At 75.6% G+C, this 11,348-nt stretch carries 1 protein-coding gene and 1 pseudogene; both read right to left on the bottom strand.

Features of this window, described 5'->3' with window-relative positions:
- Positions 1 to 138 precede the first annotated feature (138 nt).
- Positions 139 to 7,653 carry a type I polyketide synthase gene (locus AOK22_RS42530; protein ID WP_482255552.1) on the bottom strand — a complete coding sequence of 2,505 codons (7,515 nt, stop codon included), beginning with the start codon at positions 7,651 to 7,653 and terminating at the stop codon, positions 139 to 141.
- A 24-nt stretch (positions 7,654 to 7,677) separates the two neighbouring features.
- Positions 7,678 to 11,328, bottom strand: a pseudogene (locus tag AOK22_RS44155) (type I polyketide synthase); the annotation flags it as partial.
- Positions 11,329 to 11,348 lie beyond the last annotated feature (20 nt).

The raw sequence follows: 11,348 nt of genomic DNA on the forward strand, positions 1-11,348 counted from the left end.
GCGCTTGAGGTAGTCGAAGAGCTTCTCTTCATTCGCCATGGGGGACGAGTCCATCCTTCTGTGCACTAACGAGATCGGCAGACGTGGTTCCGGGGCTGGTCAGCGGGCCGGCGCGCAGGGCGCCCGGCCGGTCCGGGATCACGACTCCCCCAGCTCTTCGTCGATCATTGCGAACACTTCGTCCTGGGAGGCGGCCTGCAGGTCCCAGCCCTGGGCGCCGCCGCCCGAGGTGACGACCGAGTCGGGGCTGACGCGGCGCAGCAGCTTCTCCAGCCGCTCCGCCACCTCGCCCCGGGCCGGGTCGTCGTCGCGCAGGGTGGCCAGCTCGACGTCGAGCCGGTCCAGTTCGGCCAGCAGCGGGCTGCTGGTGGAGGTCTCGTCGCCGCACAGCAGGTCGTGCAGGTAGGCGACGAGGTCGGCGACCGTCGGGTAGTCGAAGATGAGACCCGCGGGCAGCTTGTGGCCGACGGCGCCGCCGAGCCGGTTGCGCAGCTCCACGGCGGTGACCGAGTCGAGGCCCAGCTCGCCGAACGGCCGGGCGAGCGGCACCGATTCGGCGCCGTCGTGGCCGAGCACGGCGGCGGCGTGGGTGCGGACCGCCTCGCGCAGCACGCGCTCCTGCTCCTTGCGGGCGAGGCCGCGCAGGCGCTCGGCGAGCGCGGGGCCCGCCGGGCCGCCGGTGCCCGGCCGGTCCGAGGCAGCCTCCTGCGGACGGACGACCTCCGCGAGGCCGTACAGCAGGGGGCTGGGCCGGGCTGCGGTGTAGGCGAGCTGGAACTTCTCCCACTCGATGTCCGCGAGGACCACGAAGGTGTCGTCCCCGGCGAGCGACCGCTCCATGGCGAGCGTGGCGCGCTCCGGCGACATGAGCGGCACGCCGTGCCTGCGGCGCAGGTCGGCGACGGCGTCCTTCTCCGCCATGCCGCCCTGGTCCCACGCGCCCCAGCCGATGGACGTCGCCACCCGGCCCTGCGCCCTGCGGTACCAGGCGAGGGCGTCCAGGTAGGCGTTGCCGGGCGCGTAGTTGCCCTGCCCCGCGGCGCCGAAGGTGCCCGCCGTGGACGAGAAGAGCACGAACGCCGACAGGTCCGCGTCGGCGGTCAGCTCGTGGAGGTTCCACGCGGCTCCGGCCTTGGAGCGCAGCGCCGCCGCCACGCGGGGCACGGTCAGCGTCTCCAGCGGCCCGTCGTCCAGGGCGGCCGCGGTGTGGAAGACCGCGGTCAGCGGGCGCTCGGCGGGGATGTCGGCGAGCACGGCGGCGAGCGCGTCGCGGTCGCCCGCGTCGCAGGACCGGATGGTCACCTCGGCGCCCGCCGCGGTGAGTTCGGCCCGCAGCTCGGCGGCGCCCTCGGCCCGTTCGCCGCTGCGGCTCAGGAGCAGCAGGTGCTCGGCGCCGCGCTCCGCGAGCCAGCGGGCGAGGTGGCCGCCGAGCGCGCCGGTGCCGCCGGTGATCAGGACGGTGCCCTTCGGGGTCCGCCAGGCGCCGCCGCGGCCCGCGTCGGTCGCGGTGCGCACCAGCCTCCTGGCGCGGACGCCGGAGGGGCGTACCGCGAGCTGGTCCTCGCCGGACTCGCCGGTGAGCAGCGCGCACAGCCGGTCGATGTCCTGGTCGGCGGGGTCGGCGGGCAGGTCGACGAGACCGCCCCAGCGGTCGGGGTACTCCTGGGCCGCGACCCGGCCGAGGCCCCACACCATCGCCTGCCGGGGCCCGGTGAGTTCGCTCTGGCCCCCGGTGGTGACCGCCCCGCTGGTCACGCACCACACGGGCGCGGTGATCTCGGTGGCGGCCAGTGCCTGGATCAGGCCGAGGGTGCGGGTGAAGCCGACGGGGACGCCGGGGTGCGCCGGGTGGGACTCCTCGTCGCGGCCGGTGAGCGCGAGGACGCCTGCGGCCTGCTCGTGGCCCTCGACCGCGCGCAGTCGTGCGGCGATCTCCTCGGCGTACGCGGTACCGGCGTCGTCGGCCGTCTCCGCGGGCAGCCGGACGGGCCGCACGCTGCCGCCGCGCCGCTCGACGCCCGCGGCGACGAGGTGGACGGCCGGGTCGTCGGCGTGCTCCTCGGGGACGGCGAGCAGCCAGATGCCGGAGAGGCGGGCCTGGATGTCCTGGACGGGCGTCCACTCGATGCCGTAGCGCCAGGCGTCCACGGTGGACTCCTCGCGCCGGCGGCTGTGCCAGGCGGAGAGCGCGGGCAGGACGGTGGCGAGCGAGGTGCGCACGGTGTCGTCGGCGACGCCGAGCGCGGCGGCGACCTCTTCGGTGTCGCCGCCGTCGACGGCCGTCCAGAACGCGCCGTCGACGCCGGGGGCCGCCGTGCCGCGGGCGGGCGCGGGCGCGTCCAGCCAGTAGCGCTGGCGGTCGAAGGCGTAGGTGGGCAGGTCCACGGTCCGGCCGCCGTCGAGGGTGCCCGACCAGTTCACGGGGGCGCCGGCGACGAACAGTTCGGCGAGCGCGGTCAGCAGCCTGCCGTGGCCGCCGTCGTCGCGCCGCAGGGTGCCGGCGACGACGGGTTCGGCGGCGAGGTCCGCCAGGCTGTCGGCGATGCCGTTGGTGAGCACCGGGTGGGGGCTGACCTCGACGAAGACGCCGTGGCCCGCGTCGGCGAGCGCCTGCGCGGTCTGCTGGAAGCGGACGGGTTCGCGCAGGTTGCGGTACCAGTACTCGGCGTCCGCGGCGCCGTCCGCGAGCAGTTCGGCGGTGACGGTGGAGTACATCGGTACGTCGGCCGGGCGCGGGGTGACCGGGGCGGCCAGCTCCAGGAGGGCGTCCTTCAGGAGCTCGACCTGAGGCGTGTGGGAGCCGTAGTCCACCGGAATCCGGCGGGCCCGCACACCGTCCTTCTCACAGGCCGCCATCAGCTCGTCGAGAGCGGCGGCCTCACCGGCGACCACCGTCGACTGCGGACCGTTGATCGTGGCGACGCTGATGCGTCCGGCCCACGGCCCGATGAGTTCCTCGGCGGCGTCCTCGCCGATCGGCACGGACACCATGCCGCCCTGACCGGCCAGTTCGCGCCCGATCAGCCGGCTGCGCAGCGCCACGATCCGCGCCGCGTCCTCGATCGAGAGGACACCGGCGACCACGGCGGCGGCCAGCTCGCCCTGCGAATGACCCACCACGGCGGCGGGCTCGACGCCGTGCGCGCGCCACACCTCGGCCAGCGAGACCATGACCGCCCACAGCATGGGCTGGATGACGTCCACGCGGTCCAGCGACGGCGCGCCCTCGCGCTCCCGCAGAACGTCCGCGGGGACCCAGTCGATGTGCGGCGACAGCGCGGCGGCGCACTCGCCGAAGCGTCCGGCGAACACCGGGGAGGAGTCGAGGAGTTCGGTCGCCATGCCCGCCCACTGCGAACCCTGGCCCGGGAAGACGAACGCGGTCCGGGTGTCGCGCGCGGCGGTGCCGTGGATGACACCGGCCGGCTCCTCGCCGCGGCCGAACGCGGCGAGACGGTCGAGGAGTTCGTCGCGGTCGCGCCCGATCACGACGGCGCGGTGGTCGAAGCGGGCCCGGGTGGTGAGCAGCGAGCGGGCGACGTCGACGGCGGTGGCCGAGCCGTCGCTGACGTGCGCGTGCAGCTTGCGGGCCTGCTCGCGCAGGCTCTCCGGGCTCTTGGCGGAGATCACCCACGGCAGGTGGGCGCCGGTGTCCTCACCGGTCTCCACCTGCGGCTCGGGGGCGTGTTCGAGGATGACGTGGGCGTTGGTGCCGCTGATGCCGAACGAGGAGACGGCGGCCCGGCGCGGGCGGCCGGTCTCCGGCCACGGCACGCTCGCGTCGGCGAGGCGCACGCCGGCGGAGCCCCACTCGATGTGCGGGGTGGGGTCGTCGACGTGCAGGGTGCGCGGTACGACGCCGTGGCGCAGGGCGAGCACCATCTTGATGACGCCCGCGACACCGGCCGCGGCCTGGGTGTGGCCGATGTTGGACTTCACCGAGCCGAGCAGCAGCGGCCGGTCCTCGGGACGGTCCTGGCCGTACGTGGCCAGCAGGGCCTGGCCCTCGATGGGGTCGCCCAGCGGGGTGCCGGTGCCGTGCGCCTCGACGGCGTCGACGTCGGCGGCGGTGAGCCCGGCGTTGGCGAGGGCCTGGCGGATGACGCGCTGCTGGGCGGGACCGCTGGGCGCGGTCAGGCCGTTGGAGGCACCGTCCTGGTTCAGGGCGGAGCCGCGCAGCACGGCGAGGACCGGGTGGCCGTTGCGGCGGGCCTCGGAGAGCCGCTCGACGACGACCATGCCGACGCCCTCGGCGAAGCCCATGCCGTTGGCCTCGGCGGAGAACGCCTTGCAGCGGCCGTCGGGCGAGAGGCCGCTGATCCGGCTGAACTCGACCATCGGGCGCGGCGTCGACATGACGGTGACACCGCCGGCGACGGCCAGCGTGCAGTCGCCGTTGCGCAGGGCGTGCGCGGCCTGGTGCAGGGCCACCAGGGAGGACGAGCACGCCGTGTCGACGGTGATCGCGGGGCCCTCCAGGCCGAGCGTGTAGGCGATGCGGCCGGAGGCGACGCTGTTGGCGCTGCCGTTGCCGAGGTAGCCCTCGTAGCCGCTGAGCAGGTCGGGGAAGCGGGCGGCGTAGTCGTTGTAGATGAGGCCGGTGAAGATGCCGGTCGGGGTGGAGCGCAGCGTGCCCGGGTCGATGCCGGCGCGCTCCAGCGCCTCCCAGGTGGCCTCGAGGAGCAGGCGCTGCTGCGGGTCGGTGGCCTGGGCCTCGCGGGGCGACATCCCGAAGAAGCCGGGGTCGAAGTCCGCCATGTCGTGCAGGAATCCGCCGACCTTGGCGAAGTGCAGGTCGGGGGACTCGGGGTTGTGCAGGTCGACGGAGTCCCAGCCGCGGTCGGTGGGGTAGTCGCCCATGGCGTCGCGCTCGTCGGTGAGCAGCCGCCACAGCGCCTCGGGCGAGTCGACGCCGCCGGGGAAGCGGCAGCTCATGCCGACGATCGCGATCGGGTCGTCGTCGCCCGCGACGGCTGCGGCCGGTGCGGCGAGCGGGGTCGCGCGCTCCGGTGCTGCGTCCACGCCGAGCCGCGCGCCGATCTCGGCGGCGAGCGCGGCGGGCGTCGGGTGGTCGAAGACGGCGGTCACGGGCAGGCGCAGGCCGGTGGCGGTGCCGATGCGGTTGCGCAGTTCGACGGCGGTCAGCGAGTCGAAGCCCATGTCGCGGAAGGCCCGGTCGGTCTCCACGGCGTCGGCGCCGCCGTGGCCGAGGACGACCGCGGCCTGGGTGCGCACGAGGTCGGTGAGGGCGCGGTCGCGGTCGGCCGGGGCCAGCGCGGCGAGCCGCTCGCGCAGCCCGTCGCCGCCGCCCGCCGGGGAGTTGGCGGCGGCGCGCTTGGCGGTGGTGCGCACGAGCGCGCGGAACAGCGGCGCCGGGGGCCGCTGTTCGCGCAGCGCGGCCACGTCGAGGCGGACGGGGACGGTGTACGGGTACGGCAGGCGCACCGCCGCGTCGAACAGGGCGAGGCCCTCGTCCGTGGTGAGCGGGCGGATGCCGATGCGGCGCATCCGGTCGAGGTCGGCGGTGCCCAGCGTGCCGGTCATGGCGCTGCGGTCGGCCCACAGTCCCCAGGCGAGGGAGTGCGCGGGCAGGCCCTGGGCGCGGCGCTCCTCGGCGAGGGCGTCGAGGAAGGAGTTCGCCGCCGCGTAGCCGCCCTGGCCCGCGGAGCCGAGGGCCCCGGCGGCCGAGGAGAAGAGCACGAACAGCGCGAGGTCGCGGTCGCGGGTCAGCTCGTGGAGGTTCCAGGCGGCGTCCAGCTTGGGGCGCAGCACGGTGTCGAGGCGCTCGGGCGTGAGGGCGGAGACGATGCCGTCGTCGAGGGCACCGGCGGCGTGCACGACGCCGCACAGCCCGTCGATGCCGTCCAGGAGCGCACCGAGGGCGGCGCGGTCGGCGGCGTCGCAGGCCTCGACCCGCACGGTGGCGCCGAGTGCGGTCAGTTCGGCGGCGAGTTCGCGGGCGCCGGGGGCGTCCTGGCCGCGGCGGCTGGTGAGCACCAGGTCGCCCACGCCGTGCCCGGTGACCAGGTGGCGGGCGACGGCGGAGCCGATGAGGCCGGTGCCGCCGGTGACCAGGACGGTGCCGTCGAGGGCGGGGCGCGCGTGGGTGAGGACGACCTTGCCGGTGTGGCGGGCCTGGCTCATGTGCCGGAAGGCCTGCGGCACCTGTCGGGTGTCCCACGCGGTGACGGGCAGCGGGGCGAGCTCGCCGCGGGCGAAGAGGTCGGCCAGGTGCGTGAGCATCTCGCCGAGGCGGTCGGCGCCCGCCTCGCCGAGGTCGAAGGCGCGGTAGCGCACACCGCTGTGGGCGGCGGCGATCTCGTCGGCGTCGCGGATGTCGGTCTTGCCCATCTCGACGAAGCGGCCGCCGCGCGGCAGCAGCCGCAGCGAGGCGTCCACGTACTCGCGGGCGAGGCTGTTGAGGACGACGTCGACGCCGCGTCCCTCGCTCCGCGCGAGGAACCGGTCGGCGAAGTCGAGGCTGCGCGAGGAGGCGAGGCGGTCGGCCTCGACTCCGGTGGCGCGCACGGTGGGCCACTTGGGCTCGCTCGCCGTCGCGTACACCTCGGCGCCGAGGTGGCGGGCCAGCTGCACGGCGGCCATGCCGACGCCGCCGGCGGCCGCGTGCACGAGGAGCGACTCGCCCTCGCGCAGTCCGGCGAGGTCGACGAGCGCGTAGTAGGCGGTCAGGAACGCCGCGGGCACGGACGCCGCCTGGGCGAACGACCAGTGGGCGGGCATCGGTACGAGCATGCGGCTGTCGGCGATGGCGACGGGTCCCGCGTACGAGCCGGACAGCAGACCCATGACGCGGTCGCCGACCTGGAACCCGGTGACACCCGGGCCCACCTCGGTGACGACACCCGCGCCCTCGCTGCCGAACAGCGCCTCGGTGTTCGGGACGACGCCCAACGCCACCAGGACGTCACGGAAGTTGACGCCCGTGGCGCGCACGGCCACCCGTACGCGGCCCTGCTCCAGCGGCTCGGCGGCGCGCGGGGCGGCGGCGAGGCGCAGCCCGTCCAGGGTGCCGGCCGTGTCCAGGTCCACGCCCCAGACCTCGTCCCCGGGCAGGGCCAGGGTGCCGGCGTCGGCGGGGGCGACCTTGCCGAGGCGGGGCACGAGGACCGCGCCGGAGCGGATCGCGAGCGCCGACTCGGCCGCGGCGACGGCACCGGCGACGGCGGCGGGCAGGACGGCGGCGGACGCGGGTTCGCCGTCCAGGTCGGCGAGCAGGAAACGGTCGGGGTTCTCGGTGTGCGCGGTGCGCAGCAGGCCCCGCACGGCCGCGTGCGCGGGCTCGGGGCGCTCGCCCGCCGCCACGGCCGCGCCGCCGCGGGTCACCACGGCGAGGCGGGCCTCCTCCAGCTCGGTCAGGCCGAGCCACTCCTGCGCGGTGGCGAGCGTGGCGGCCAGCAGCGCGCGGACGGCCGCCGGGGTGTCGCCGTCGGCCGGCGCGGGGCAGGCCAGGAACACGGTCGCCGGCACCGGGCCGCCCGCGCGGACGCTCTCGGCGAGCGCGGTGAGGTCGTCGTGGCGCGGCAGGTCGAGGCCGGGCAGGGCGTCGCCGAGGACGACGGACGTCCCGATGGCATCGATGTCGGACGAAGTGCCGTGCAGCGGCGTCCAGTTGACCTCGTACAGCGAGTCCACCCGCTGACCTGCGACCGCGTCGGCGGTGAGCGGCCGCGAGGTGAGCGCGTCGATGGTGAGGACGGGCAGTCCGGTGTGGTCGGTCAGCCGCACCGCGAGGGTCTCGGGTCCCGTCGGGGTCAGCTGGACCCGCGCGGTGGTCGCCCCGGTCGCGTGCAGGCGGGCCCCGGCGAACGAGAACGGCATCAGGCGCTCGCCCTCGCCCTCCAGGAGGGTGACGAGGCGGGTCTGGAGCGCGGCGTCGACGAGGGCGGGGTGCACCCCGAACCGTCCGGCGTCCCGCTCGGCGCCCTCCGGCAGCGCGACCTCGGCGAACAGCTCGTCGCCGCGCCGCCAGACCGCGCGGATGCCCTGGAAGACCGGCCCGTAGCCGTAGCCGGTGGCCGCGAGGCGCTCGTACAGCCCGTCGATGTCCACGGACTCGGCACCGGCGGGCGGCCAGGCGGTGTCGGCCGCGCCCTGCTCCTCGGCGGGCGCGGCGGTCAGCAGGCCCTCGGCGTGGCAGGTCCACTCGGCGCCGTCGTCCTCCTGCCCGGGGCGCATGGTCCGGGAGTGCAGCCGCACGGCGCGCCTGCCCTGCTCGTCGGGGGCGTCCACGGCGACCTGGATGTCGGCGACGGCGTCGCCGCCCGGCACGGCCAGCGGGGCGTGCAGGACCAGTTCGTCCACCTGCTCGGCGCCGACGCCCTCGCCCGCGCGCAGCATGAGTTCCAGCACGGCGGCGCCCGGCACCAGCGCCCGGCCCAGCACGGCGTGGTCGGCGAGCCAGGGGTGGGTGTGCAGGGATATGCGGCCGGTGGATATGTGGCCCTCGCCGTCCGCGAGGGCGATGCCGGCGGCCAGCAGCGGGTGGCCGAGGGCGGCGAGACCGGCGCCGGACACCTCGGCGGCGCCCGCCGCGCCGTCCAGCCAGTAGTGGCGGCGCTGGAAGGCGTACGTGGGCAGCTCGACGCGGCGCGCGTCGGTACCGGCGAACACCGCCTGCCAGTCCGGCTCCACGCCCCGCGCCCACAGGGCGGCGAGCGAGGCGAGGAAGCGGCGGCCGTCGCCTTGGTCGCGGCGCAGGGTGCCGCCGGCGAACACGTCGACGCCCGCTTCCTCGCCGGTCTCCTCGACCGGGGAGGTCAGCACGGGGTGCGGGCTGACCTCGACGAAGGTGGTGTGCCCCGCGGCGATCAGCTCGCGCACGGTGTCCAGGAAGCGGACGGGCTCGCGGAGGTTGCGGTACCAGTAGTCCGCGTCGGCGGTGCCGTCCGCGAGCAGTTCGGCGGTGACGGTCGAGTACATCGGTACGTCACCCGCGCGCGGGGTGACCGGGGCGGCCAGGTCGAGAAGAGCGTCCTTGAGGAGCTCGACCTGAGGCGTGTGGGAGCCGTAGTCCACCGGGATGCGACGGGCGTTGACCCCGTCGCGCTCGCACGCGGCCATCAGCTCGTCGAGAGCGGCGGCCTCACCGGCCACGACGGTGGACTGCGGGCCGTTGATCGTGGCCACGCTGATGCGACCGGCCCACGGCGAGATGAGCTCTTCCGCCGTCGCCCGAGCGACCGGCACGGACACCATGCCACCCTGACCGGCCAGTTCACGCCCGATCAGCCGGCTGCGCAGCGCCACGATCCGCGCCGCGTCCTCGATCGACAGCACACCGGCGACCACAGCGGCGGCCAGCTCGCCCTGCGAATGACCCACCACAGCGGCGGGCTTGACCCCGTGCGCACGCCACAGCTCCCCGAGGGAGACCATGACGGCCCACAGCATCGGCTGGATGACGTCCACGCGGTCCAGCGAGGGGGCGCCCGGCTCCTCCCGCAGGACGTCCGCGGGCACCCAGTCGATGTGGGGCGCGAGCGCGGCGGCGCACTGGACGAAGCGCTGCGCGAACACCGGCGAGGAGTCGAGGAGTTGCGTGGCCATGCCGGCCCACTGCGAGCCCTGGCCGGGGAAGACGAACACGACGCCGTCGGCGTCGTCGGCCCGCACGCCCGAGACCACGCCGTCGGCGGGCTCCCCCGCCGCCACGGCCTCCAGCGCCGCCAGCAGCTCCGCACGGTCCGACCCCAGCACCACCGCACGGTGCTCAAGCCCGGCCCGCGAGGACGCCAACGACCAGGCCAGATCGTACGTTGACGTGGTGTCAGCAGTGCTGTTCACGTAGTCGCGCAGGCGCTCCGCCTGACCGCGCAGCCCGTCGGCCGACCGGCCCGACAGCACCCACGGCACCACACCGGAACCGGCCACCACACCCGCGGGACCGGCCTCGGCCGCGCGCTCGGCGGGGGCGGTCTCGGCCTCGGGGGCCTGCTCCACGATCACGTGGGCGTTCGTGCCGCTCACGCCGAACGACGAGACACCGGCCCGGCGCACCCGGCCGGTCTCCGGCCACGCACGCTCCTCCGTCGCCAGCTCCACGGCGCCCGACGTCCAGTCGACGTGCGGGGTCGGCTCGTCGACGTGCAGCGTCTTGGGGACCGCGCCGTGGCGCATCGCCTCGACCATCTTGATGACACTGGCGACACCGGCGGCGGCCTGGGTGTGACCGATGTTGGACTTCAGCGATCCGAGGAGCAGCGGCCGGCCCTCGGGACGGTCCTGGCCGTACGTCGCGAGCAGCGCCTGCGCCTCGATCGGGTCGCCCAGGGCCGTGCCCGTGCCGTGCGCCTCCACCACGTCCACGTCGGACGACGCGAGACCGGCGCTCGTCAGGGCCTGGCGGATGACGCGCTGCTGCGCGGGGCCGTTGGGCGCGGTCAGACCGCTGGAGGCGCCGTCCTGGTTGACGGCCGAGCCGCGGATCACGGCGAGCACCTGGTGGCCGTTGCGGCGGGCGTCCGAGAGGCGCTCGACCAGCAGCAGGCCGACGCCCTCGGAGGCGCTCATGCCGTCGGCGGAGGCGGCGAACGCCTTGGAGCGGCCGTCGCGCGCCAGACCCTGCTGGCGGCTGAACTCCGTGAACAGGTCGGGCGTCGACATGATCGCGACGCCGCCGGCGAGCGCCATCGTGCACTCGCCCTGCCGCAGCGCCTGCACCGCCAGGTGCAGCGCCACCAGCGAGGAGGAGCACGCCGTGTCCACCGTCACCGCCGGGCCGGTCAGACCGAAGCTGTAGGCGATGCGGCCCGAGGCCACGCTGCCCGCGGTGCCGGTCATGGCGTGACCCTCGACCTCTTCGGGGATCGCGGGCAACCTGCTGCCGTAGTCGCGGAAGCTGGAGCCGATGAAGACGCCGGTCCTGCTGCCCTCCAGCGTGTCCGCGGAGATGCCGGACCGCTCGAACAGCTCCCACGAGGTCTCCAGGAGGAGCCGCTGCTGCGGGTCCATGGCGAGCGCCTCGCGCGGCGAGATGCCGAAGAAGGACGCGTCGAACTCCCCCGCCTCGTGCAGGAATCCGCCTTCGGCGACGTACGAGGAACCGGGGCGCTCACCGGTCACGTCGATGAGCGCGGCCGGGTCCCAGCCGCGGTTCTCCGGCAGTCCGGTGATGGCGTCGCCGCCCTCGGACAGCAGCCGCCACAGGTCCTCGGGCGAGGCGACGCCGCCGGGGAAGCGGCAGCTCATGCCGACGATCGCCACCGGCTCGCTGCCCGCCGACTCCGCGGCCTGCAGCCGCGACTGGGTCTCCTTCAGCTCGGCCGTGACCCGGGTCAGGTAGTAGCGGAGCTTCTTGGCGTCATCCATGCTTGCGTGCCCCCGAGGGT

Source organism: Streptomyces silaceus (assembly GCF_001419745.1).
Lineage (GTDB): Bacteria > Actinomycetota > Actinomycetes > Streptomycetales > Streptomycetaceae > Streptomyces > Streptomyces silaceus.